The sequence below is a fragment of the Maribacter arenosus genome (assembly GCF_014610845.1).
Classification (GTDB): domain Bacteria; phylum Bacteroidota; class Bacteroidia; order Flavobacteriales; family Flavobacteriaceae; genus Maribacter_A; species Maribacter_A arenosus.
In genome coordinates, this window is the sequence record NZ_JABTCG010000003.1 from 365,819 (window position 1) to 391,003 (window position 25,185).

Below are 25,185 nucleotides of genomic sequence, written 5' to 3' on the forward strand. Positions count from 1 at the left end.
ATATTCTGAGAGTCATCAACATTGGTCTATGGGTAATCAATATAAGCCCATGTACTTGGAATTTTTTTCACTTCTTGGATGTTGCCAATGGATAGCATTATAGTAATGGAGTATTGGGAGGGAAGTAAGTAGGGAAGGATTGACGTAATGATGGTTACTGAATATGGTATGCAATATGAAATGTAAAGCGCAGCCCTGAACAATTTTGATGACTAATTCAAATGACTACCCTAAAAATGAGATAGAAGAATTATTTAAAGAGTATAACCCTCAGAGCTGCTTTTTACACTTTGATTGATGAATACCCCAAATAAAAACACTTTAGGGTTAATGGAGGATAAGACTTATAAACCTTTCCTTTACCGACGAACGTTTACGAGGCTTTTACGTTTGGGCCCCGACCGAAATTCTCTGATATTCGCTTGGCGTTACATGGGCATATTCCTTGAAGGCCTTATTGAAGGTCACCTTATTATTATAACCAACCTCATAGGCAATGTCGATGATATTGAGGTTTCGTTGATAGTCTGTATCGAGAATCGACATCGCTTCCTGAATCCTATATTTATTGATTAATTTATGGAAGTTCATATCAAAATGCTCGTTGATTACCTGCGACGCATTATGTCTGGTAGTATTCAGCCGGTCAGCGATGGTTTCCAGGTTAATGTCATTTTCTTTGTAGATTTTCTCCTCATCAAACAAGAATTTTAACCGTTCCTTGAGCTCTGATGATAAGCTATCGGTCAGACCCGATTTCTCATACTTATAAAAAAGTTGATTGTCATAAGAGTAAAGCCCACTGAACAATTGGGGCTGAATATTGGCCGAATATCCCAAATACAATACCATTAGGGCCATTGCCGAGACTTGTAAATTGAAAATAAGATTATGACCTAGATTATTGACTATCATAAAACCATAGAAGGAGTAAGCTATAACATATAGAAAATGGATTCTATAAAGATTCCTGTTCCAGATTTTATTTCCTTTACTCAACTTTTCCTGGTCTCTACTTTTTAGGTATAGTTTTCTTATGAAGTAGCCATAGATAATCAGGGAAGATAACTTTAGGGCAACCAGGGTTACCACATGTAGGCGTTTGGCCTCTTCGAATCCACCATTGTATCTGGTCAACAAATCGGCTAGCTTTTCTTCGGCTGGCATCAAATAGATTGGGATTACGTATATAAGTAATAATACCGTAGGCGCCAAATGAAGAAGATCACTTTTCTTAAACCGATATTGTTCTGTAATCCGTTTAAAATAAAAATAAAGTAAGGGTCCATAAAGCAATGAAAACGGCAACGACATTCTATAAGCATGCGGGTAGACGAATTCAAAGTTTGATATACTTACGCATACGTGAAAAATAAAAAAGGAATGAATAAAAACGAAACTGCTGATCAGGATCCTGGCTAAAAAATCAATTTTACGATTAAAATTGATTATAGCCGAAATGTAAAACCCTATCATGGCCACATAAAGGTAGATGATTATCCAAAAATTTAATTTTGGTCTATATTTTTCAGGAATACTGATTCTTGATAGGGTGTCATAATCAGACTCCTCATTGCCCAAAAAAGAACCATGTGATCCCCACTCGGAATTTATGGATAATATCTTTGGCGTATGCCGCGCAAAGCCATTCAAAATCGGATAAATCCCTATTTGGGATAATGGGGAAATGCCCATCAAAGTGTACGTAAGAATGAGGTCATTAACAGGTTTTATACGTAGATTTTCGTTTGGGAATAATCCCATTGGATTTTCGAGACCAGACAATATTCCACTATAAATCGCGCCTTTTAGAAGGTGATTATTTTCCTTATAAACCTTAGAATGCGCTGGGTAGAGTTTTATAAAGAAGAGCAAGAATGTGATTAAGATTCCTATTTTCTTCATTAGATCGATGAATTAGCTTGCTTGAAGTTAAACATAATATGAGGTCTAAATCTTAAAAAAATATTAAAAAGGTAAACCCCGATAATATATTACCCTGGAGATCTAGGATATAAATTCTTAATCGTATGAATGTTTTGTTTATGGAAGGGAGTGGCAAAAGTTGCGGAAATTGCAAAAAAAAACCGGTGCTCCCACCGGTTTTAAACTAACTAACTCAAAAAAATACTAACTCAAATAATTCGTATACAAAATAACTTAATTAACGATAGAACTTAGTTAATTAAAGATTAGCAAAATGTTAAAATTGCCCTATAATAAATTAACGGCAACAAATAGATTTTAGTATGGGTGATGTATGAATTATTTTTATCGATCCTGCAGTGTAAAAACTTTCCGTAAAAGATCTGTGGTTCGCGAGCCTACTTTTGTTCGAATTTCCTTTTCTTCGATGGCAATCATGGTATAGACCCCATTAAGGGCTTGGTTCGTGACATAATCTGTGAGATCTGGATTTACTTTTTGGGTAAATGGCAAACCATTGTATCTGGTAATCAAATTATTCCAGATTTGATCAGCCCCTACTTTTTGGAAAGAGCTTTTGATTACCGGATTGAATTTGTTATATAGGGCTGCCTGGGTGGCATTTGTCAGGTATTGGGTAGCTGCATCATCACTGCCCATCAATATGTTTTTGGCATCATTGAAGGTGATGCCTTTTACGGCATCAATGAATATAGGCGTAGCTTCACCAACAGCATCTTCAGCAGCCCTGTTCAAAACTTTGAGTCCTTCATCGGCCAAATTTCCCAAACCAATATCCCTGAGGGTATTATCAACCTTTTGTAACTCCTCTGGCAATAAGATCTTGACGAGATCATTTTTGTAAAAACCATCGGTAAGTGTCAGCTTACTTACCTGTTTTTCGATACCCATATTTAAGGCTTCCCTAAGACCCTGTGCAATTTCAATATTGCTGATTCCTGTTTCATCTTGGGGTAACTGGTTGATAACTTGTTGCAATTCCCCGCAGGCTATAAAATTGAAAGAGAGAAGCAATATTAGTATCTTTTTTTTCATACGATAATATATTTATGATTATTTGAATAGGGTTTCTAAAAAACGAGAACAGGTTTACCTCAATGCTCCACAATTAAGGTCTAAAACATTCTTTTCATGGAAATTGAATGCTACTTGAAAATTCCATTTCCTATTTTTGACTATTCATTTAAAATCAAGAAAAGATTACAGTTTTATTGTTATATACCATTGTTTTACGTTTTACATGTAATTTAACGGCCCTTGATAACACTATTTTTTCCAAATCCCTGCCCTTTCCTATAAAATCCTGGATAGAATGCGCATGGGAGACGGTAGTTACATCCTGTTCGATAATCGGTCCTGCATCGAGTTCCTCCGTAACATAATGACTTGTGGCGCCAATGATCTTTACCCCTCTTTCGAAAGCGGCATGGTAGGGTTTGGCCCCAGCGAAAGCCGGTAAGAATGAATGATGGATATTGATTATCCTATTTGGATATTCATCTATCAACGTACCACTAACGATTTGCATATACCTGGCCAAAACAATAAAATCAACCTTGTGTTCTTTCAACAATGCCAACTGTTGGTTTTCGGCCTTTAGTTTAGCAGCCTTGGAGAAGGGAATATGGTAAAAAGGAATATTGAATTGTTCGGCAATGTGCTCCAAATCATTATGGTTACTAACTATAAATGGGATTTCGGCATTTAATTCACCCGAATGATGCCTACTTAAAAGATCGTAAAGACAATGGTTGTATTTGGAGACAAAGATCGCCATTCTTGGCAGTACGGTATCCAAGTGTAAACTCCAATCCATTTGATATGGCTTGGACAAGGTAGTCGTAAATTCGTTTTTAAACTGGTCCAAGTCCAATGAATTAGGGTCAAAATCACTTTCCAAACGCATAAAGAACACATCGGCCTCTTTATCAACATGTTGGTCAAGGTAAATGATATTTCCGCCTTTCGCATGGATAAAACCCGTAACAGCGCTAATGATTCCCGATTGGTCAGGACAATGAATGAGTATTGTGGTTTTCAAGCTAACTAATTTATATAATCCAAAATTAGAACTAAAAAAGCATCAAAATAGTATGAAAATGTGGTTTTTTATTGACCAAGGCGATTCTTCCGGTCTATGGCAATTGAATATTACCGTTATGGGGCAAAGTGCCCGTCCATGTTTTAAATAACTTTCTAAAACTCTTTATTTCTTTTCGCAGTAGGTTCAAGTATTCGATTTCCTGAACGCCATCCCGTTCCAATCCTGTACAATAGGAATTTATATTCTTTATCATGACTTTGATAAACGAGATATTTTTATTTTTCTCATCATTTGACAATGAGAATTCGGTTTGGGCAATTTTTTGGGGAATCAATATGGCATCGGTCAAAAGTGCATCCGCTATGATATCCCTTAGGCTATTCGATGTATAGAGCTTAAGCAAATCTTTATTGAATGTCACATACGAGGCGATAGCCCTGCTCATATTGCAAAGATCAAGGGCTTTTCTGTACACTGGTATACTACCTAAATTATTACGTGACATTTTTCAAATAGCAATTAATATATAATAAAGTTACGTTCGATTTTTAAAATTCTTATTTTGAATCAAAAGTAAAAACTTATATTTACTTTACAATCAAAGATAATATAGGATGAATGCTTTAAATAATACCTTAGATGACTTAAATTGGCGTATTCTGGCATGCCTTCAAGAGAATGCGAGGGAATCTTTTGCGAGCATAGGGAGAAAAGTTGGGCTAACCCCACCTGCAGTGGCAGAACGGGTGAAAAAACTTGAGGATATCGGTGTAATCATGGGATATAAAACGATTCTATCGCATACTTTAACAGGTCATCAAATGAAAGCTATTATTACATTAAGGGCGTTTATGGGTAAATTAAAACCCTTTCTAGAAACCGTGAAAAATTTAGAGGAGGTCGTTAATTGCTACAGGGTTACGGGCAATGAGAATATTGTGATGGAGGTTGTGCTTAGAGACCAGTTTCATTTAGAACGATTTATTGATAAGTTGATCCAATACGGGGAGACAAGAACGCATATCATTCTCTCGGAGGTTATATCTAGCGCCCCTATTGCAACTAAACAATATTAAAAACTATCATTTTCTTATAGTTTTTGCCCACCATATCAATGCATATTTAATGTATGGGATCGATATAGGAGAATATTTTCGATTTAAATCCCCTTATTTGTATCTTTGTTAAGTCTCTTTGGCGAGATTTTTGATGAAATCATTGGTATGAAAAAGAACCTTTTCCTAATTATCTTTCTTGCCTCATTTTCAACCTATGCTCAGCAATTGACCTTTAAAAAAGGTGTTGTGATGGATTCTATAAGCGTCAATGATACCATTGCCGAAAGTTTTGCCCTCTATCTCCCAACCAAATTTGAAGTTACCAAGCCGTCGCCTATTTTATTCATTTACGATATGCAGGGTAGGGGCGAAAAAGTAATTCGTATGTTTTTAACGGCGGCCGAAAAGAACCAGTACGTGTTGGCCGCATCGAACAGTATTAACGATAGCCTTTCATTAAGTAAGAACGTACTTGTCTCAAAACGTTTGTTCCAGACCGTTTTTAAGCTGTTCAATATTCAAAAAGGGCGGGTATATACCGCTGGTTTTAACGGTGGGGCACGAATGGCTTCGGTATTGCCTACATTTCTATCCCAGATCGAAGGTGTTGTTTCTTGTGGGTCTAGCATTGCAAATACTGAGGTCCTATCGAGCAAGAATCCCTTTCATTTTATAGGTATCGTAGGGGTCGAGGATTTTAACTACCCCAATATGCTGAAGATTAAGAGTGTTTTTGATTTTTTAAAATTCCCGAATCAGACTTTGGTTTTTGATGGCGGACAACAATGGCCATCTCAGGAGTTGTTAACACAAGCCATGGAATTGTTTGATCTTAAGGCCATGGAAAAAAGGGTCATTCCAATGGATACCGCTTTTATCATGGAAACGTATACCAAAAACTTGAATTGGACCAATAGACTCATATCTAATAATATGCCTTTGGAAGCCTATCGCAAGCTCAATGAAATAGTCGAGATATATAAACCATTGATTACCGTGGACACACTTAAGAACAGTCTGAAGGCCTTGAAAAGAAGTAGTGGATATAAAAACCAAAAGCGTAATCAAAGTTCAATATTATTCAAGGAAGAACTGATCAGGGATGATTATAATTATTATTTGGAGGAAGATATGCTTACCTATAATTATAATAATTTGGGTTGGTGGAATTATCAAATGGATGAACTCAAAAAGCATAAAAAAAGTGCCAATATTTTTCAACGACAAATGGGAATACGCCTAGAAGGCTACTTGAATGCCTTGATTGCTGATAATATCGATATGGTAAATGCGCATTCCCCACTTGATGAGGAAGCGCTGAATTTTCTTTGGATGTTGAAAACCATAACGGCTCCAGAGGATTATTCTGCGTATTTGAGGGTAATCTCCCTGAATGCCAAGGTCGAGGATTTTGGGACTGCCCTGTTTTATTTGGAGGAATTACTAAAGATCGGATATGACAATGTCGATGAGCTTTATGCCTTGGAAAATACCGCACTATTGAGAATTACTCCTGAATTCAATGCATTGGTCGATAAATATCTTAAAAAAGCGAGGTACGATATTATTGAAGAATAAGATGGGGAACTTTAGTGACATCCCAATCAATTACCAATCCTTTGGCAATCGACATTGCTATTTCCTTGCCATATAACAATTCACATAGATAAAGTGCCGCTTCAAAGCTTTTGGCCCCGCCAGCCGAGGTGATGTATTTGTGGTCGTGCACGAATAGAATACTATCCTCTACCTTTATGTGGGGAAAGGTCTTTCGATACAATTCGATATCGCCAGGAAACGTGGTTGATGTTACACTATCAAGTATTCCGGCAGCCGCCAATACAAAGGCGCCATCGCAATGTGAAGTCATAAACAGCGCATTCTTATCAATTTTCCTAACGAAATTCAATAGTAAAGAATCCTTTAAATCCGAATCTAAATGATGTTCAGCGCTAGGTACTACCAATATATCTATATTTGGGATAGAATCCCGGGTGTAATCAAAATCAGGCAGAATCCGTACGCCTTCAAATGTTGTTATGGGGTCTAAAGAGTTGGCGACCGTGAATGTATTCATTGCCTTTATTCCCTTCCTGAACCGTGTATGCTGAAATATGTCGAAGGGGGCCGTGAACTCTGTATTGTATGTGCCGTTCATAATTAAAAAAGCAACATTATAATTGTTGGGTGTTAATTCGGGAAGATATCTTCCACTTTTTCCAATTGCACTTGTTTCCACTTTCTTCGGATTACATCCCATAGAAAAAACACATATTAATAGGTAAATACATAGATATCTCATTTGTTTTCTATTGGGGTTTTTAATAGCACATTTCTTAAAAGTAAAAGTAGCAATATTCCTAAAATACAGACCATGGTAATTGCATACCACGTTATTTCATAACCGAAATGAGCTACACCCTGCATGCCCGAATTATGACCAAAAACATGTGCAATTGAGAAAGAAATGCTGTAAAGTGCCATATATTCACCTTGGTTTCCTCTTTTAGCACGGTCCATCGCAAATGCATTTGAAAAAGGAAACGCGATCATTTCTCCAAGGGTCATTAACAAAATACCGATGGTCAATACTCCAATCCACGTAGTTAAATTCAAGATTACAAAGCTCAGGGCGGTTAAACCGAGGCCAATGATTACATTCGAAATTTTGGACCAAGGTCTACTTTCCATGTACTTGATCAAGGGCATTTCAAAAACAAATATGAAAAAACCGTTGAGTCCCAATAACATACCTATTTGAAATTCACTCAACGAATGGATTTCACTATAATACACAGGCATTGTAGAAAAGTATTGTACAAAGGCAAACCCAAATAAAACCATGGCCGCAATAAACAAAAGAAATTGTGGGTCCTTATAGGCCGATTTCGGTGATTCAACTAGTACGTTATCCGATACTCTCGATTTTTTAGGATGTAGTATAATCAACAAAAGAACTCCGGCAATCATACAGGTTAACCCATCGACCCAAAAAAGACCTCCATAACCCAACGAGACTATAATTATGCCTCCAAGTGTTGGCCCTGCTGAAAACCCCAAGTTGATGGCCAATCGAATTAAAGTGACAGAACGAGTTCTGTTTTCTGGTTTACTGTAGGCATTCAATGCCACAAATACCGCTGGCCTAAAGGCATCCGCAACAACCATGAGCACGAATATACCGATGCAAATGGGCCAAAAACCCTCAAGGAATTGAATCGCGATAAATAGAAATCCTGCTACGGTAAGACTGTTCAGCATTACTTTATAATACCCTATTTTATCTGTTAACCTACCTCCAATCCATGTGCCTGCCAGTGAGCCCAAACCAAAACTGGTCATAATACCTCCGACATTTTCCAAGCTAAACCCTAGGTTTTGGGTGAGGTATAAAGATAGAAATGGAATGACCATAGTACCAGCACGGTTGACCAAAGTGATCAAAGCCAGCCACCAAACTTCTTTGGAAAGTCCGTTAAAGGAATTTATATAACCGAGGTAAAGCTTTTTCATTGGTTGATTGTCATAAAAAAAGCCTGGCAAATTTGCCAGGCTTATTATGTTATTGATTTTCAATCGACTTTCAAACATAGGAGCACTGGATCCATTCAAATAGATACAGAGTTACATACTTAGTAATCGACTTTTGTCCCATAATTGATTCTTCCAAGCAATAAATCTAAGTAAAAATCTGATATGTTGTATTTTTGGAGAATAAATAGAGGTTGTAATGAGACAGACTTTTTTGTTGACATTGATGGTGTTGGTTTTATTAGGGTGCAAGGAAGACAAAAGGTACCATGATGAGACCAAGGATGCTAAAGCAAGTGCCGTGGATGATGTTTTGAAAGATATCTTAAAGTTTCAGGACAATATGAATGAAGAATTCAAAAATCCCGAAACCTCCCCCTTGCCCGATAGGTATCGGAAGGATTTTGAAGGTCTTGCATTTTTTGAACCTAATACGGATTATGTGGTTAAGGCAAAGTTGGTCTTGACACCTGAAGCCTTACCCTTTTTAATGCCGACCACCACGGATAGGAAATCAGAGGAGGTCGTTTATGGCATTGCCCATTTTCAGCTCAATGGGAAAGAGCATCGGTTAGAGATTTACCAGAACAAGGAATTAATGCAGCAGGAAGAACATAAGGATTATCTTTTTCTTCCGTTTACCGACAAGACCAACGGGGAAGAAACCTATTCCGGAGGTAGGTATATCGACCTTGCCATTCCTAATGGAGATAGTATAATCATTGATTTTAACAAGGCCTATAATCCCTATTGTGCCTATAACAAGAAATATTCCTGCCCCATCGTACCCAATGTAAATACCATGGACACCCGAGTTTTGGCGGGAGTGATGGATTTTAAGAAGGACAAGGAATAATACCTGAAACTTGGTAGATGAATGGTTTATTGAAAATATCAAATAAGCATGCCTGTCAATTGACCAATTTAGGGTTTGCTGTCAAAATTTTAGTTGATTCCTTCATGACCATTTTCCTTGGTTCGAATCCTATAGGCCTCCGTGATTTCCGAAACAAAAATTTTACCATCGCCCACTTGGCCCGTATAGGCAGAATCAAGTATAGCTTTTACAGTCCTTTCTAGGAACTCATCGGTGATCACAATGGTAAGAAACCTTCTTTGAATGTCACTTGTGCTATAGGTAATTCCCCTATAGACATGACCTTGTTTTTCATTTCCAACCCCGGTTACATCCCAGTAACTAAAAAAATTTACCTCGATTTCATGTAATGCGTTCTTAACTTCCTTAAACCTTGATTTCCGAATAATCGCTTCTATTTTTTTCATAATTGGTTTTTTAGATTTAAGTACATATAAAGGTAAAATATTCATTATTAATAAATGCAAAACCCTGACAGTAATGTCAGGGTTTTGTACCAAGCTTAAACTATAATAAAAATCAACTAACTATTTTTAGAACGAATAAATCGCTGCTATAACAAAAGAAGAAAGACTTCCAAGAGGTTCCCCATCGGCATCCAAAAATGCATCTTCAGAAGCACTATCAAGCCTTAATTCCGGTTTTATTATTAAATCACCAATGGTTGCACTACCGGTTAATGTAACCGCAAATACACTGGCATCTCCTTCTGTATCAGTCGCTCCAATAGCTCCAAAGAAATCAGTTTCAGTAAAATATTCTCCTCTTAACCCGATAGTAAAGTTTTCTGAAGTTGTCAATTGAGGATAGATTGCTGCTCCTGCAAAACTACCAATACCTTCGGCACCATCGAAATAGGCTGCATTGATTCCTAAAAAGAAATCTTCAGAAACATCAAATCCACCGGTGAAGTCCACTTCAAAAGACCCGTCATCTGCCAAGAAATTCAAATATTGACCACTATAACCTAATTGTGCTCCGTAGGCATATTTCCCATTTGGGTTGAACTCTGTCAAATCAGTTGGATTCATTACCGCTAACATGGCCGACCAATCATTACCCAAATCAAAATCCGCTTTTAAGCCGGTATGGCTAAAGGGTCCATAAGAGAATAGATAAGATGTACTATAGTTGAAATTCGCCACCGGCGAAATCACCTCGTAACCGAGGAATGTATTGAAATTACCAAATGTAAGGGTTACATTATCACTTACATTCCAGTAAGCATATAGCTGATTTACAATATTTCCTGTAGCGGAATACATTGGAGAAGCAAAAATAGCATCAGTACCCCTTGGTCCGAAAACCAAATCTGCCACAAACCCAACTTTTTCTCCTTCGTACCCTGCAATCACATTGGCCATGCCCAGTGCAAAACCGGGAAGGTTTGCAAATGAACTGCCTGGTGCTGAGTAATTGGCTCCTGAATTCGCAGAATTCAGGTTGGCTCGGTAATAGGCATCAATTGAACCGCTCAGAGCAAATTTCGGTTTAGCTTCTTCCTCTTCCTGGGCAAAAGTTACTGTTGCCATGAAAAAAAGGGATAAAATAAATGAATATTTTACGTAAATTGTATTGAAAATCGTTTTCATAATTCAATGTTTTAGAACTCCTTTATTGGAGATTTTTAATGATTAAATTTGATGTTTATTGAAAGCGTAATTAACGGAGCGTTCTACCCAACGCTCCGTCTTTATTTTAAGATTGTTGGTTCATTCTAAAATCAGGATAGGCATCCATTCCATGTTCGTGAATATCCAGTCCTTCGACTTCTTCTTCTTTTGATACCCGAATACCCATGGTTTTCTTAAGGGCGAAGATTATGATAAAGGAGGTTAAACAACAGAACACTGCAGCTGCCCCGATTCCGATCAATTGGTAGCCCAACTGGTCTAAACCAGCTTTATCGCCGAAGAGACCTACGGCCAACGTGCCCCAAATACCACAGATAAGGTGTACGGTTACCGCACCAACAGGATCATCCAATTTCATTTTGTCTATGAAGGCAACCCCAAATACAATGATTACACCGGCAATTAATCCAATGGCGATTGCTTCCAAGGGAGACATTAGGTCTGCACCGGCAGTAATTCCTACAAGACCACCTAGAATACCATTTAGAAACATGGTCACGTCAAAATTCTTGTATAACAACGAAGAGGTAATAAAAGCGGAAACCCCTCCCGCGGCAGCGGCTAAACACGTTGTCACTAGAACCAATGAAGTCAATGCGGGATCGGCTGAAAGTACCGAACCTCCATTAAACCCAAACCAGCCTAACCAAAGTATAAATACCCCAGCGGTAGCCATGGGAATATTATGGCCCGGTATCGCTTTTGGTTTACCATCTTTCCCAAATTTGCCAATACGTGCACCTAATAGATAAATAGCGACAAGTGCGGCCCATCCTCCAACGGAATGTACTAGGGTAGAACCTGCGAAATCATAGAATCCGCCTTCGTCTCCACCTAGGGTGGAAAGGAATCCACCGCCCCATTGCCATGATCCTACAATAGGGTATACCAAGCCAACGTAGATGATAACAAAAATCATAAAGGCACCTAGCTTCACCCGTTCGGCAACTGCACCCGATACGATAGTCGCTGCCGTAGCTGCAAACATAGCTTGGAACAAGAAATCTGTCCAATAGGTATATCCTCCATCCGCATATTCCGGTGTAAGTCCATCAGCCCCAATAGGGAGGCCAAATCCGCCAAAACCTATGAAACCGTTAAAATCACCTGGGTACATTAAATTAAACCCCCCGATGTAGTATAACAAGAGTCCTATACATATAATAAAGACATTCTTGAATAATATATTAATTGTGTTTTTTTCTCTGGTAAGACCAATTTCCAATAAGGAGAACCCCGTGTGCATAAAGAAAACGAGGGCCGTACAAACCATCATCCAAACATTGTTCGCTGTAAATAATCCTGCATCCATTTTGTAAAAGTTTAGTTGTTTAAAATTTAGTTAATTCCGGCGTGCCCGTTTTCCTTGGTTCGTATTCTGTAAGCTTCCAAAACTTCAGAAACGAATATCTTTCCATCCCCAACATTACCGGTGTAGGCAGCATCTAGAATTGTAGTTACGGTTCTTTCCAAAAATTCATCTGAAACCACTATGGACAAATATCTTCGCTGTATATCACTGGTGCTATAGGATATACCTCTATAAACATGCCCTTGTTTCTCATTGCCAACTCCGGTTACATCCCAGTAACTAAAAAAATTGACCTCAATTTGATGTAAAGCATCCTTTACTTCATCAAATTTTGATTTTCTAATAATTGCTTCGATTTGCTTCATAATTTTTAGTTTATGGCGTCAAATGTATAATTTTTCATTTGATACCCACAAAAAAAAGGGGGTATATTGCAAATAATTACGATTATAATAAATTATACCCCAAAAAAATAGGGGTATAGTTTAAATAGAATAGTAATATTTTTAATTTATATACAAAAACAGAGTGGGGTAGGTTGAAAAAGGAATGTATTTTAAGAAAAAGGCCTGGCCTTACTCCTAAAAATTCAAAAATGAAATGGATTCTTATTTAATGGATAAGCTTGGATAGCCAAAAACCGATTACGACCGCCAATATTCCAACGGCAATACTTGAAATCGTGTAAAGTGAAAAATGTAGGATATCACCAGCTTTTAACAAGGAGTGGTTTTCCAATGCGAAAGAAGAGAAGGTAGTAAAACCACCACAAAACCCGGTTGTCAATAATAGGGTTTGATTTTGGGTGAGTAAATTATTTTTTAAGGAGAGGCCCAATACCAATCCTATAATAAGGCAGCCGATAATATTGACGACAAAAGTGCCGAGATAAAAGTGTTGAAAATAATTGTTGAACGTTCTTGAGATAATGTGTCTTAAGATACTACCGACACCGCCTCCTAAAAAAACAAGCAACAATTGTTTCATCTGGTTTTTACGTTCATATGAAGACCGCTGAAGAGCAGGTACCTAATGCAGATACTACTCTTGCAAGGCTAGATTTTCTTTAAAGGTAAAAAACTAAACGGCTTTTTTGTAGTCTGTAGAAAATAAATCCAAAGGGTAGATTTTTGATATAGAAGAATCTGCAATACTTTTATTTGAGGTGCTTCTACTCTTGTTTGCGCCATAAAGGCTTGTAAGTATCATAACCGCATTGATGCAAACCAATATCAAAACCAAGGTAATAAATGTTATCATTTGTTGGATTCTTTAGTAGAACAACGCAAAATTACGTTGTTTGGTATTATATACGGGACAAAATACCTAAATTGTTGTGAAAGCCTTAACTTTTGTGGTAAATGCAAATTTTATCTTAATTATTAAGCATATACTTAATATAGAATAGGATAATCAAGAATAATATAAAGATTATTCCTACCCACTTAACTCCTTTATAATTCTTGGAATGCAGTTTTTTATCTTTTTTATAGGTATAGGCAATGACCGTGGCGAATACGACGATAAATAGAATGGCAAAAATCAATTGTCCGTTACTGAACATAATAGCTAAGGGAATTAGTGGTTTTCTGTTTATGAAAATTGGATATACTTAACATCATTTTTTTGGTATTTCCCACAAGAGCGGTTCTCTGATTGTGGATAAAATGATCCAAGAAATATACCTTTCTTTTATATTTTTAACAAAGCTAATTTAATTATAGAAATATGAAGCATAAAATAAGTGCTGTGGAGTTGTTCCATAATTCATTCGGATTAGGGGTATCAGAAAAGATGAGGGCAAATTTAGGGTTTGAAAAGAACAGATTGCGGTTTAATTTGATGGATGAGGAAAATAAGGAATATCTTGAGGCAGCAAATAATAATGATCTGGTCGAGGTTGCCGATGCATTGGGCGATATGCTTTATATATTATGTGGTACGATCTTGGAGCATGGGATGCAATATAAAATAGAGGAGGTTTTTGAAGAGATTCAGAAGAGCAATATGAGCAAGTTGGGCGCTGATGGCAAACCCATTTATAGGGAAGATGGGAAAGTGCTTAAGGGCCCAAATTATTTTAAGCCCAATATTCGACAAGTGTTAGACAAGTAATGCGGTGTTTAGCGGTGTAGATTTATTTTAGGTGCATGGTCATGTCGTGGCATATACGCTTACATGGCCAGTGCATTTAATATAAAGGGACAACCTTATTTTTTTGAAGGTTGAAAAAAGTCACCGGGCTCAAGACCGCACTCATCGATCATTTGAATAGCGTAATCCAAGGTTCCGAGATTTTTATCGGTGTTATTGGTGCCCATACTGAATTTTACACCTGCCGCCTTGCCCTTTTTAATAAAAGTAGCCGAAGGTATTTTATATCGCGCATTGATTTCGATGGCAATATTGTTGGTCACAGCAGCATCTATTACTTTGTCCATCCTCTCCGCCGTCCACAAGACATCATAATCCGGTTGTAGAATATCGGGTAAGTAAGTAGAATTCACGTACAGATCAATAGGCTCATTGGTCATTACCCCAACAATTTTATCCACCAATTGATCCATAAAGTCGTCTTTGTCATCCACGAAAACTTCTTCGGGTATCCAAAGACGCATTCGTCTACCTTTACGATCGGTCCAAGTCATGGCATCAGTAAATACATAATCAAATGTAGCAATATTCTCCTCTGAGAACATATCTACCCATTCCCTTCCTTCGGCCTGCATGGCCATATAAACAGGATAGTCCTTATACTGCTCGTAGTTGGCCAATAGGGTGGAATCATCGGTGATGGGAAAGCCAATGCCGGCATTAAAGGCAACCCCATAATCGATACCTGTTTTTTTGGAATGTGCCAATAAATCCTCCATGGTGAGCCCACCTTTTAAATGGCTGTGGTAATCAACGATCTCAAATCCTGCTTTTTTTAACGTTGCTATTCTTTCTATCACCGGGTTTTGCGATTCTTGCTGTTGCTCCTCGGAGGTTGTTCTCTTGTCCTTCGACTTACAAGCCGAACTAAGTCCAATTATTATAACCGCAACCAGAACCAATGTTTTCCGCATGGTTTTAAATTAAATATTAGTAATTGTATAGCTGAACATCCTCTTCAATGGTATTGGGAAAAAAATATTCAAGTCCGTTTTTTCTTTTTGGGAATTTAGGACCAGCGATATGCATGAATTAATGGGCAAGGTTATACTTTGAACCTCCAACCAAATTTATCTTCGGCCCTATTATATTGTATATCGGTGATACGTTTTTTTAGCAGTGAGGCATAGCTATGGCTCAATTGCGGTAAGTCGTAATCGACATCTCGGAAACCAAAAGCTGCAATTGGTGAAATGACGGCCGCTGTACCTGCACCGAACATTTCTTTCAAAGACCCATCCTTGGCGGCCTCCACGATTTCAGAGACGGTTATTTTACGTACTTCGACAGTAATGCCTTCGTCCTTGGCAATATCCAATATGCTCTTTCGTGTAATTCCATCCAGAATTCTATCGCTCGTTGGTGCAGTAATCAAAGTGTCATTGATTCGAACAAAAATATTCATTGCTCCCGCTTCCTCAATAAATTCATGGGTGTTGTCATCTGTCCAGATGACCTGGTTATATCCTTTCTCAATCGCAAGTTGGGTCGGATAAAACTGCCCGGCATAATTACCACCGGCTTTTGCAAAACCTACACCACCATTGGCAGATCTTGAATATTTCTCTTCAATCAGCACTTTGACCTTACCTGAAAAATAAGCGCCAGATGGGGCAAAGGCAATAATGAAGGTATATTCATCGGCAGGGGAGGCATGGAACCCTGTTCCAGAAGCAAAAATAAAAGGACGTATATATAATGAACTTCCTGGGGTTTTTGGTATCCAATCCTTTTCCAGCTTTAAAAGTGCAATCAGTCCATCCATAAAATACTCCTCCGGCAATTCTGGAATGGCCATTCTTTTAGCCGAGATATTCAACCGCCTACAATTATCCAATGGGCGAAAAAGCCAGACATCGTCATTATCATCTTTATAGGCTTTCATTCCCTCAAAGATCGACTGTCCATAATGGAATATTTTAGCAGAGGGGTCAAGCGTAAGGGGTTGGTAGGGAATGATTTCAGGTACTTTCCATGAACCTTTTTTGTATCTACATATCAACATATGATCTGTAAATACAGTACCAAAGGATAAATTTTCGAAATCTACCTGATCTATTTTTGATGTTTTTGCCTTTTCAACTTTTATGTTCATCGTCTTTGTCTCCATTGCATATGGTTTAAGGAATAAAATTAGAAAATAATCCCTAGGGATTTCCCTTTTTTCTTTAAAATTGATCAATTTTACAACGTAAATCCAAAAATTGATAATTATGAAAGGTTTTAACATATTTGTTGCATTCTTCTTGTTCATCGCTATGTGTTCTGGACAGGAAATTAATGAGGGATTGATATCGTTTGGTGATGAAATTGAGGCTAGTGGGAGTATGACCAGTCTACAAATGTTGGAAACATACAAAGTTATGGTTGTTGCCGATACCGTTCAGTCAAAATTTACTGGAGTGGTCAAGGAAGTTTGCCAGTCAAAAGGTTGTTGGATGAAGGTAGAGTTGGAGGATGGGGAAGAAGCCATGGTGCGCTTTAAGGATTACGGATTTTTTATGCCGAAAGATATTGCGGGGAAAGAGGTGATCATCAATGGTTTGGCTTTCGTTGAAGAAATGAGTGTTGACGACCAAAAGCATTATGCAGAGGATGCTGGCAAATCGGCAGACGAGATTGCAGAAATCACAAAGCCAAAAAGAACATTAGGCTTTGAAGCCGATGGCGTTCTTTTAAAAGAGTAATGCAACGCGAAATCATAACAACGGCTGATGGATCAAAGACTATTCGGATTAAGGATTGGGACGAACAGTACCATTCAAAACATGGTGCTATTCAAGAGTCTTACCATGTTTTTATAAAACATGGACTGGATTTATTCAAAAAGCAGGATCTGTATATTCTGGAAATAGGTTTCGGTACTGGCCTCAATGCCTTGATCACATTATTAGAGGCTACCAAGTTATCCAAAAAAATCATGTATTATGGGGTAGAGGCATATCCCGTCTCCGCAGAGGAAGTTACCCAATTGAATTATGTTTCTGAATTGAATGCACCCTATTTTAAGAAGCACTTTGAAAATATGCATAGTGCCCCATGGCATACGGAAGTAACTATATCCGATGGTTTTACATTACACAAAAATCAATGCAAGTTTGCAGAAATCACCTATAAAGACTGCATAGATCTTATTTATTTTGATGCTTTTGGTGCCCGGATACAACCGGAATTATGGACAGAAGACATGTTTAAGATTATGTTCAAGGCACTGAAAAAAGGGGGAATCTTGGTCACCTACGCGGCTAAGGGTAGCGTAAGAAGAGCCATGCAATCAGTTGGTTTTAAAGTCGAAAGATTACCCGGCCCGCCCGGAAAAAGGGAAATGTTGAGGGCCAGAAAGGATTGATTTTTCTTCACTTAACATAAAAAAGCAGATATCTAATTGAATATCTTCAAAATAGGCTGTTAAGACTGTTAAATCGAAATTAAAATACGCTTACACGGATTTTAGATGCCATACCTTTGTCGCATGAAGTTATTGATAACGGGTGCGACTGGGTTAGTGGGAAGAGCTATTGTTGAATTAAGCAATAAGCAGGGGATTCCTGTAAATTATTTGAGTACGAGTAAAGAGAAGATCGTTTCTAACGAAAATTTCGAAGGGTACTATTGGAATCCTAAGCAAAATGAAATTGATTTAGATTGTTTTGAAGGGGTCACGGCAATCATCAATCTAGCTGGTTCGAGTATTTCACAGAGGTGGACTGCCGAATACAAGAACGAGATTTTATATAGTCGCATAAATTCATTGAATACTCTGGGCTATGCTTTGGGTAAAATCGATACTAGTGCGATTACTTCTTTGGTTTCGGCTTCAGCGGTCGGTATTTATCCAAGTTCAATCGACCATTTATATACCGAAGAAGAACAATCGATCGACAATAGTTTTTTAGGTGAGGTTGTTGACAAATGGGAAAAGGAGATCGATGCTTTGGCACATTTTGGGTTTCCAGTCGCGAAAATAAGGGTAGGCTTGGTGTTGTCGAAGGATGGTGGTGTAATGCCGAAACTGGCCAAACCGATTTCATATTATGTTGGGGCTACTTTCGGCAGTGGTAAGCAATGGCAATCGTGGGTTCATATAAACGATTTGGCTCGGCTATTTTTATTTGTTGTACAAAACCAATTAGAGGGTATATACAATGGGGTGGCCCCGAATCCTATAACACATAAAAAAATGGTATGCGAATTGGCAAAGGTCTTGAAAGCACCCCTTCTATTACCTAATATCCCAAAGTTTGCAATGCAATCGATTCTTGGTGAGATGTCACATTTGTTATATGCGAGCCAACGGGTGAGTAGTAAAAAAATTGCCGAGGAAGGATTTGTTTTTGACTATCCCAATATAGCCAATGCCCTTCAATTTTTTTATAACGGGGATTAAAATATTCCTTTAGGTGATTGCCATACGGCATATGTTCCCAACATCAACTTATAGTTATATGCTTTTCTTTATTTTCTCGAATACCGAATAAAATTTGCTAAAGATTCGTGACATTTTGACATTTTTAAATAAATGGCAGTACTTTTGCCATCCTAAGAAATAATACCAAAACTGTAAATTGAAAATGAGTGAGAAAAATAAAGCCGAAGAGGTAAATGATCCTATCCTTGATGAGCAACCCATAAACCACACGGGGAATGAACAGGATGAATCTGCGGACAACGAAGAGATTCAGTCTGTAGAAGAACAGCTTCAAAATGAACTGGCTAAAGAGAAAGATAAGTTTCTAAGATTGTTTGCTGAATTCGAAAATTATAAAAAACGTACGTCTAAGGAACGAATGGATTTGTTCAAAACCGCTGGGCAAGAGGTCATAATTTCCTTACTTCCCGTATTGGATGATTTTGAACGTGCTTTAAAGGAATTGTCCAAGTCAGAAGACAAGGAAATGTTCAAAGGTATAGAGTTGATAAATGGTAAACTAAGGGATACCTTGAAATCTAAAGGCATGGAAGAGGTAGGTGTAAAACAGGGTGATGTTTTTGATGCTGAAATTCATGATGCCATTACCCAAATACCGGCTCCGACAAAAAAGTTGAAAGGCAAAATATTGGATGTTGTTGAGCGTGGATATAAAATGGGAGATAGGATCATCCGTCATCCAAAAGTAGTTGTCGGAAACTAAAATTCTAGTATGAAGGAAGATTATTACGAAATACTGGGCATTAGTAAAAGTGCCACAGCTGCAGAGATAAAAAAGGCCTATCGCAAAAAAGCGTTGGAATACCATCCGGATAAAAACCCTGGTGATAAAAAGGCGGAGGAGCTTTTTAAGAAATCAGCAGAAGCGTATGAGGTACTTAGCAATCCTGATAAGAAGGCACGTTATGACCAATTCGGACATGCCGCATTTGATGGTGCCGGTGGTTTCGGTGGAGGTGGAATGAATATGGATGATATTTTCAGTCAATTTGGGGATATCTTCGGTGGTGCCTTTGGTGGTGGTGGCTTCAGTGGTTTTGGTGGTTTTGGTGGTGGTGGCCAACGACGGGTCAAAGGTAGTAACCTAAGGATAAGGGTTAAAATGACCTTGGATGAAGTGGCACATGGTGTTGAGAAGAAAGTCAAGGTTAGACGTAAAATACAGGCTTCAGGTGTTACCTATAAAACCTGTGGCACCTGTGGGGGTAGAGGCCAAGTAACCAAAATAACCAATACCATACTCGGCCGAATGCAAACTGCAGCAGCATGTACAGCCTGTGGTGGAAGTGGTCAGATTATTGATAAAAGACCGTCTGATGCCGATGCCCAAGGTTTAAAAATAAACGAAGAGACCGTCTCCATAAAAATTCCTGCCGGGGTAGAGGATGGTATGCAATTGAAAGTTCCGGGCAAAGGTAATGAAGCTCCAGGAAATGGAATACCAGGAGACCTTTTGGTTGCCATAGAGACCGTAGATCACGAAACGCTCAAACGGGAAGGGGACAATCTACACTATGACCTTTACATAAGTTTTCCGGAAGCCGTTTTGGGAACCTCCAAGGAAATCGATGCTGTCGGAGGTAAAGTCCGTATTAAATTGGAACCAGGCATACAATCGGGCAAAATATTACGGTTAAGGGGTAAAGGTATTTCGAGTATTAATGGTTATGGTAGTGGAGATCTCTTGGTGCATGTAAACGTATGGACCCCTAAAGAACTCAATAAAGAACAAAAAGAATTTTTTGAACGAATGGACGGTTCTGATAATTTTGAACCAAAACCTGAGAAATCTGACAAATCATTCTTTGAAAAAGTGAAAGATATGTTCTCGTGACAAATATCAATTTGTGTATAAAATAAAAAACGTATATTTGGGATAATATTGGGAAACCAATATTAATTTTCTTTTTCATAGCAATTTTTTTCCCATCCTTAATTCAATTAAGGGTGGGTTTTGTTTTTTAGGGAAACACCAATTCCATTAAAACGAATAAATATGGTCGTTTTTGTTTTTTGAGCCATCCGGAATGATCGGTTTCCTTGCCTTTTTATTTTTTAAAAATTACTACAGTGGTTTAAGTGGCGTATAATTGTGTTTTTGGAATTGTGTTTTGAAGCAATTCTATATCTTTGGCAAAATTGCTTTAATGAATAACATCTTGGTCACTAAGGAGGTTACCAAACACTTTGGAAATCATGTCGCTTTGAATAAAGTTTCCTTGGAAATCCCAAAAAATAGTATCTATGGCCTATTGGGCCCTAACGGAGCAGGTAAGACTACCTTGATCCGTATCATCAACCAAATAACTTACCCCGATATGGGTGAGGTATATTTTGATGGGGAATTATTAAAGCCCAAACATATTTCGACCATTGGTTATCTACCAGAGGAAAGGGGTTTGTACAAGGGAATGAAAGTAGGCGAACAAGCCCTGTATTTGGCCCAATTGAAAGGATTGACAAAAGTGGAAGCCAAAAAAAGATTGAAGTATTGGTTTGAGAAGTTGGAAATTGGGGATTGGTGGAATAAGAAGGTCCAAGAGTTGTCAAAAGGAATGGCCCAGAAGATCCAATTCATAGTGACCGTGCTTCATGAACCCAAATTGCTCATTTTCGATGAACCTTTCAGCGGCTTTGATCCGATCAATGCCAATATCATTAAAGATGAAATTATCAATTTAAAGGAGAATGGAACATCCATCATATTTTCTACCCATCGTATGGAATCCGTTGAAGAATTGTGCGAATACATCGCCCTAATCCATCAATCGGAAAAACTTCTCGATGGCAAATTGGCCGATATTAAAAAGACCTACAAAAATAATGTATTCAAAGTAGGGCTTACAGCCGATAATGTAGATGAACTGTTACCAATATTGTCCGACAAGTTCAATTTAATAGCTTCGGAAATCGATCCAAAGGAAAATCATTTGGACTTCACCATACAGCTACCTTCGAATGATTCGGGAGAAATCCTGTCTTTTTTGGCAAAACGGTCCAAAATCCATCAATTTGTAGAGATTATCCCCTCGGCCAACGAGATATTCATTCAAACCATTCAAGATAAAGATGCAAATGAATAAACTGCCCATCATCATACGTCGGGAGTATTTGGCAAAAGTTCGAAACAAGTCCTTTGTCATTATGACTTTTCTCAGTCCTATCCTAATGGTTGGTATGGTCGTTCTTATCGCGTATTTAACCAAAATAAATGATAATCAAAAACGGATTATAGGGGTTTTCAATGAAAGTGATTATTTCTCAAATGATTTTAATCCGACAGAGAGTACTTCCTATGTTCAGTTTAAGGATATTACATTAAAGCAAGCAAAAGATTCTACAACCCAAATGGGGTATTATGGATTATTGCATATTCCCCATGAAGACGAATTGGAGAAAGTGGCCGAGCATGCTTATTTTTATACAAAGGAGGCGCCGAGCACATCCGTTTTGGATAGATTAGAGGACGTTTTCCTAGATAGGTTAAGGGAACGAAGATTGCAGGATATGGGCGTTTCTTCTAAGGAATTTGCCTTGATGGACAAGAAATATGAAATTAATACCGCCACCTTTGATGGGGAACAAAATCTAAAGGGCATTAACGAAATCAAAGCGATCATTGGCGGCGGATTTGGATATTTGATTATGATGTTCATCATAATATATGGAGGTTTTGTAATGCGAAGTGTAATTGAGGAAAAGACCAGTAGAATTATCGAAGTTATCATATCCTCGGTAAAACCATTTGAATTGATGATGGGTAAGATCATTGGAACATCCTTGGCCGGTATCACCCAATTCGCCATATGGATAGTCTCTGCCTCCTTACTTTTGATGGTGGCATTCGCCATTTTTGATATAGATCCCGCAACATTGAGCAATGGGGCTGATGTAACGGGCATGGCAGGAAACATGGCACCTCCCGTACCTACACCTAACCAGACCATTCAGGCATATGCCCAGGAACTTTATAAAATACCATGGTTAATGCTAATCTGTTTTTTTGTGGTTTATTTTATCCTTGGGTATTTGATTTATAGTTCTATTTATGCTGCCATTGGGGCAGCCGTTGATAATGAGACGGATACACAGCAATTCATATTCCCTGTAATCCTACCCCTGATGTTGGCGATTTACGTAGGGTTCTTTTCGGTTTTCAGTAATCCACATGGTCCGATAGCAGTAGGTTTTTCCCTGTTTCCGTTAACATCGCCAATAGTAATGCTTATGCGTTTGCCAGGGGGCATTGGGGAAGGGGGCGTGCCCGTATGGGAATTAGTGACTTCTATATTATTGTTGATCATTACATTTATTGGGATTGTGTGGTTGGCCGCAAAAATATATAGGGTGGGTATCCTTATGTATGGCAAGAAGCCAAGTTATAAGGAATTGTTTAAATGGATAAAATATTGATTATGAGTCAGGACGAGTCCGAAAAAATTAAAGACATCATAGAAAAGGATATCTGGGGTTCTATAAAGGAGTTTTTGGATTTGGGAATACATGTTGGGGAGGGCGCTAAGGCCATAGACGTTACGGTAGGGCTACTTTTACTGATTACCATTGCGTTTATTATAACCAGTTTTGCATTGAAATGGATGCGCCAGATCTTTACAAGGAATATGGTTCAAGACGATAAATTGAAATTCATCAGTATTTTCAAGTTTATCAAATATGCGGTCTACGTAGTGGTTGTTTTGATTACCCTAAGCATGGCAGGTGTCGACATAACTATTTTGATAACTGCATCCGCTGCCCTTTTCGTTGGTTTGGGATTGGCTCTGCAAGAGCTATTCCAAGATATTATCGGGGGCATTTTTATCATTATAGACAAATCATTAAGTGTTGGTGATATTATAGAGGTAGATGGTAAGGTCGGGAAGGTCTTCGAAATAAAACTACGAACGGTAAGGGCCATTACCAGGGATGATAAGGTCGTGATCATACCCAATCATAAATTTATCAGTGATATAGTATACAACTTCACCCAAAATCATAAGACCACAAGGGAGAATGTGAAAATCGGTGTAGCCTATGGTAGTGATGTTAGACTGGTTACCAGTATATTGGAAGAAATAGCCCAAAGTCAAAAAGGTATTTTAAAAAATCCGAAACCATTTGTTCTATTTGATGATTTTGGGGATTCGGCCCTGTTGTTCTCATTGAATTTTTATACAAATGACAGTTTTACCGATCCAAGAATCAAGAGTGAAGTACGCTATAAAATCGATGCCAAGTTTAGGGAGCATCAAATTTCAATACCTTTTCCTCAGAGAGATGTTCATCTCTTTCAACATTCTCCAAAGCCATGAAAGATGGTACTCAAATGGGGAGGATAGGAATAGCACTGATGCTTATGTGGGGTTTTGGTGGTTTTCAGGCTTTTGCCCAATCCCCTGATATTTTCAGGTTAGAGTATATGCTCATGCCGAAGAATAAGGCCGAGGCCGAACTTTCGCGTTACAAACTCGTTGCCAATGTACCTTTAAAGGTTCGTGACACGGATAACATTATCGTAGGGACCGAATATAATTATTTGGCCTACGATATAGGGGATAATGCTCCTTTTGATAATGAAGGAATCAAAAATCTTCACATCATCGATCTTAATCTTGCATATGTATATAAGTATAAAGACGATTGGCGATTTATTGGGGTTTTGACGCCAAGGTTATCATCAACGCTAACCAATTCCCTTGAGAATGGGGATGTTTCCGTAAATGTAACCGTTGGTGCTTTTAAGGATAAACAACAGATTGATAAGCCCATACGCTTGGTTCTGGGCATTGCGTATAATTCTACGGTTGCCTTGCGCGTTCCATTGCCCATTATATATTTTGAAAAAAAATTTCATCCTAAATGGACCTACGTGGTTGGGGTCCCAAAAATGGGATTGAAACACCACCTGAAAGAGAACCATATGATTCAGACCGAGTTCATATTGGATGGGTATTTTGTGAATCTTCAAAATAACATCATCTTGCCAAATACCGGGTTCGCATCGTCTATTTCGTCATCGGCGGCATTGATAACGATAGGGTATCAATATAACATATCAAAAAATATGTCGTTCTACGGATATGCCGGACATACGATTTTTCAGGATGGGGTGTTACGGGATCAAGATAGAAATGATATTTTTACGTTGAATGATGAACCCAGTCTGTATTTTAGGACAGGATTTAGAATAGGAATTTAA

27 protein-coding genes are annotated in these 25,185 nt (G+C 38.2%); 13 read left to right on the forward strand and 14 right to left on the reverse strand.

Going from position 1 to position 25,185, the window contains the following annotated elements:
* Positions 1-384 precede the first annotated feature (384 nt).
* The 4 genes from HPE63_RS09645 to HPE63_RS09660 all read right to left on the reverse strand — a co-directional run bounded on the left by HPE63_RS09645 (position 385) and on the right by HPE63_RS09660 (position 4,496).
* The gene (locus tag HPE63_RS09645; RefSeq protein ID WP_188314058.1) at positions 385-1,905 is read right to left on the reverse strand and encodes a helix-turn-helix transcriptional regulator; all 1,521 of its coding nucleotides are present in this window, start codon (positions 1,903-1,905) and stop codon (positions 385-387) included.
* A 366-nt stretch (positions 1,906-2,271) separates the two neighbouring features.
* Positions 2,272-2,982, reverse strand: a complete 711-nt coding sequence (locus HPE63_RS09650) for a DUF4197 domain-containing protein (protein WP_188314059.1) — start codon at positions 2,980-2,982, stop codon at positions 2,272-2,274.
* Positions 2,983-3,136: 154 nt separating this feature from the next.
* On the reverse strand, positions 3,137-3,988 hold the full coding sequence (purU, locus tag HPE63_RS09655) for a formyltetrahydrofolate deformylase (protein ID WP_188314060.1): 852 nt from the start codon (positions 3,986-3,988) through the stop codon (positions 3,137-3,139).
* Between the two features lie 94 nt (positions 3,989-4,082).
* Entirely contained in the window at positions 4,083-4,496 is a 414-nt protein-coding gene (locus tag HPE63_RS09660) for a hypothetical protein (RefSeq protein WP_188314061.1), read from the reverse strand.
* A gap of 109 nt (positions 4,497-4,605) precedes the next feature.
* Between HPE63_RS09660 and HPE63_RS09665 the strand changes: the two genes are divergently transcribed.
* Both HPE63_RS09665 and HPE63_RS09670 read left to right on the forward strand, forming a co-directional pair.
* Complete coding sequence (locus HPE63_RS09665; RefSeq protein WP_188314062.1) at positions 4,606-5,067, forward strand: Lrp/AsnC family transcriptional regulator; 462 nt, start codon at positions 4,606-4,608, stop codon at positions 5,065-5,067.
* A 147-nt stretch (positions 5,068-5,214) separates the two neighbouring features.
* On the forward strand, positions 5,215-6,627 hold the full coding sequence (locus HPE63_RS09670; RefSeq protein ID WP_188314063.1) for an alpha/beta hydrolase: 1,413 nt from the start codon (positions 5,215-5,217) through the stop codon (positions 6,625-6,627).
* Here the strand turns inward: HPE63_RS09670 and HPE63_RS09675 are convergent.
* Both HPE63_RS09675 and HPE63_RS09680 read right to left on the reverse strand, forming a co-directional pair.
* On the reverse strand, positions 6,614-7,309 hold the full coding sequence (locus HPE63_RS09675; RefSeq protein ID WP_223198110.1) for a DJ-1/PfpI family protein: 696 nt from the start codon (positions 7,307-7,309) through the stop codon (positions 6,614-6,616). The genes HPE63_RS09670 and HPE63_RS09675 overlap by 14 nt on opposite strands.
* Before the next feature lie 38 nt (positions 7,310-7,347).
* A complete protein-coding gene (locus HPE63_RS09680) occupies positions 7,348-8,562 on the reverse strand; it encodes an MDR family MFS transporter (protein ID WP_188314065.1) in 1,215 nt (404 codons plus the stop codon).
* Positions 8,563-8,779: 217 nt separating this feature from the next.
* On the opposite strand from HPE63_RS09680, the gene HPE63_RS09685 reads away from it, so the two are divergent.
* Positions 8,780-9,436, forward strand: a complete 657-nt coding sequence (locus HPE63_RS09685) for a DUF1684 domain-containing protein (protein ID WP_188314066.1) — start codon at positions 8,780-8,782, stop codon at positions 9,434-9,436.
* Between the two features lie 89 nt (positions 9,437-9,525).
* Here HPE63_RS09685 and HPE63_RS09690 read toward each other — a convergent pair whose 3' ends face one another.
* The 6 genes from HPE63_RS09690 to HPE63_RS09715 all read right to left on the reverse strand — a co-directional run bounded on the left by HPE63_RS09690 (position 9,526) and on the right by HPE63_RS09715 (position 13,967).
* The gene (locus tag HPE63_RS09690; protein WP_188314067.1) at positions 9,526-9,864 is read right to left on the reverse strand and encodes a P-II family nitrogen regulator; all 339 of its coding nucleotides are present in this window, start codon (positions 9,862-9,864) and stop codon (positions 9,526-9,528) included.
* Between the two features lie 126 nt (positions 9,865-9,990).
* Positions 9,991-11,049 carry an outer membrane beta-barrel protein gene (locus HPE63_RS09695; RefSeq protein WP_188314068.1) on the reverse strand — a complete coding sequence of 353 codons (1,059 nt, stop codon included), beginning with the start codon at positions 11,047-11,049 and terminating at the stop codon, positions 9,991-9,993.
* Between the two features lie 106 nt (positions 11,050-11,155).
* Entirely contained in the window at positions 11,156-12,403 is a 1,248-nt protein-coding gene (locus HPE63_RS09700; RefSeq protein ID WP_188314069.1) for an ammonium transporter, read from the reverse strand.
* Positions 12,404-12,429: 26 nt separating this feature from the next.
* Positions 12,430-12,768 (reverse strand): P-II family nitrogen regulator, encoded by a 339-nt coding sequence (locus tag HPE63_RS09705; RefSeq protein WP_188314070.1) that lies wholly within the window; start codon positions 12,766-12,768, stop codon positions 12,430-12,432.
* A gap of 247 nt (positions 12,769-13,015) precedes the next feature.
* On the reverse strand, positions 13,016-13,390 hold the full coding sequence (gene crcB, locus HPE63_RS09710) for a fluoride efflux transporter CrcB (protein WP_188314071.1): 375 nt from the start codon (positions 13,388-13,390) through the stop codon (positions 13,016-13,018).
* Positions 13,391-13,778: 388 nt separating this feature from the next.
* A complete protein-coding gene (locus HPE63_RS09715) occupies positions 13,779-13,967 on the reverse strand; it encodes a hypothetical protein (protein ID WP_188314072.1) in 189 nt (62 codons plus the stop codon).
* A gap of 164 nt (positions 13,968-14,131) precedes the next feature.
* Between HPE63_RS09715 and HPE63_RS09720 the strand changes: the two genes are divergently transcribed.
* A complete protein-coding gene (locus tag HPE63_RS09720) occupies positions 14,132-14,518 on the forward strand; it encodes a pyrophosphohydrolase domain-containing protein (protein WP_188314073.1) in 387 nt (128 codons plus the stop codon).
* Positions 14,519-14,613: 95 nt separating this feature from the next.
* Here the strand turns inward: HPE63_RS09720 and HPE63_RS09725 are convergent, their stop codons facing one another.
* Together HPE63_RS09725 and HPE63_RS09730 are read right to left on the reverse strand one after the other, a co-directional pair.
* Positions 14,614-15,471 carry a hypothetical protein gene (locus tag HPE63_RS09725; RefSeq protein WP_188314074.1) on the reverse strand — a complete coding sequence of 286 codons (858 nt, stop codon included), beginning with the start codon at positions 15,469-15,471 and terminating at the stop codon, positions 14,614-14,616.
* Between the two features lie 131 nt (positions 15,472-15,602).
* Positions 15,603-16,667 (reverse strand): branched-chain amino acid aminotransferase, encoded by a 1,065-nt coding sequence (locus HPE63_RS09730; protein ID WP_188314075.1) that lies wholly within the window; start codon positions 16,665-16,667, stop codon positions 15,603-15,605.
* 103 nt (positions 16,668-16,770) lie between these two features.
* On the opposite strand from HPE63_RS09730, the gene HPE63_RS09735 reads away from it, so the two are divergent.
* The 9 genes from HPE63_RS09735 (at position 16,771) to HPE63_RS09775 (ending at position 25,185) form a co-directional block, all read left to right on the forward strand.
* The gene (locus tag HPE63_RS09735) at positions 16,771-17,244 is read left to right on the forward strand and encodes a DUF4920 domain-containing protein (protein WP_188314076.1); all 474 of its coding nucleotides are present in this window, start codon (positions 16,771-16,773) and stop codon (positions 17,242-17,244) included.
* Positions 17,244-17,906 carry a tRNA (5-methylaminomethyl-2-thiouridine)(34)-methyltransferase MnmD gene (mnmD, locus tag HPE63_RS09740; protein WP_188314077.1) on the forward strand — a complete coding sequence of 221 codons (663 nt, stop codon included), beginning with the start codon at positions 17,244-17,246 and terminating at the stop codon, positions 17,904-17,906. The genes HPE63_RS09735 and mnmD overlap by 1 nt, the downstream gene beginning before the upstream one ends.
* Positions 17,907-18,029: 123 nt before the next feature.
* Complete coding sequence (locus tag HPE63_RS09745; protein WP_188314078.1) at positions 18,030-18,944, forward strand: TIGR01777 family oxidoreductase; 915 nt, start codon at positions 18,030-18,032, stop codon at positions 18,942-18,944.
* A gap of 184 nt (positions 18,945-19,128) precedes the next feature.
* Entirely contained in the window at positions 19,129-19,689 is a 561-nt protein-coding gene (locus HPE63_RS09750; protein WP_188314079.1) for a nucleotide exchange factor GrpE, read from the forward strand.
* Positions 19,690-19,698: 9 nt separating this feature from the next.
* A complete protein-coding gene (gene dnaJ / locus HPE63_RS09755; protein ID WP_188314080.1) occupies positions 19,699-20,820 on the forward strand; it encodes a molecular chaperone DnaJ in 1,122 nt (373 codons plus the stop codon).
* Positions 20,821-21,133: 313 nt separating this feature from the next.
* On the forward strand, positions 21,134-22,069 hold the full coding sequence (locus HPE63_RS09760; RefSeq protein ID WP_188314081.1) for an ABC transporter ATP-binding protein: 936 nt from the start codon (positions 21,134-21,136) through the stop codon (positions 22,067-22,069).
* Entirely contained in the window at positions 22,062-23,399 is a 1,338-nt protein-coding gene (locus tag HPE63_RS09765; RefSeq protein ID WP_188314082.1) for an ABC transporter permease, read from the forward strand. Before HPE63_RS09760 ends, HPE63_RS09765 begins: the two co-directional genes overlap by 8 nt.
* A 2-nt stretch (positions 23,400-23,401) precedes the next feature.
* Positions 23,402-24,298 (forward strand): mechanosensitive ion channel family protein, encoded by an 897-nt coding sequence (locus HPE63_RS09770; RefSeq protein WP_188314083.1) that lies wholly within the window; start codon positions 23,402-23,404, stop codon positions 24,296-24,298.
* Between the two features lie 14 nt (positions 24,299-24,312).
* On the forward strand, positions 24,313-25,185 hold the full coding sequence (locus HPE63_RS09775; RefSeq protein ID WP_188314084.1) for a DUF6268 family outer membrane beta-barrel protein: 873 nt from the start codon (positions 24,313-24,315) through the stop codon (positions 25,183-25,185).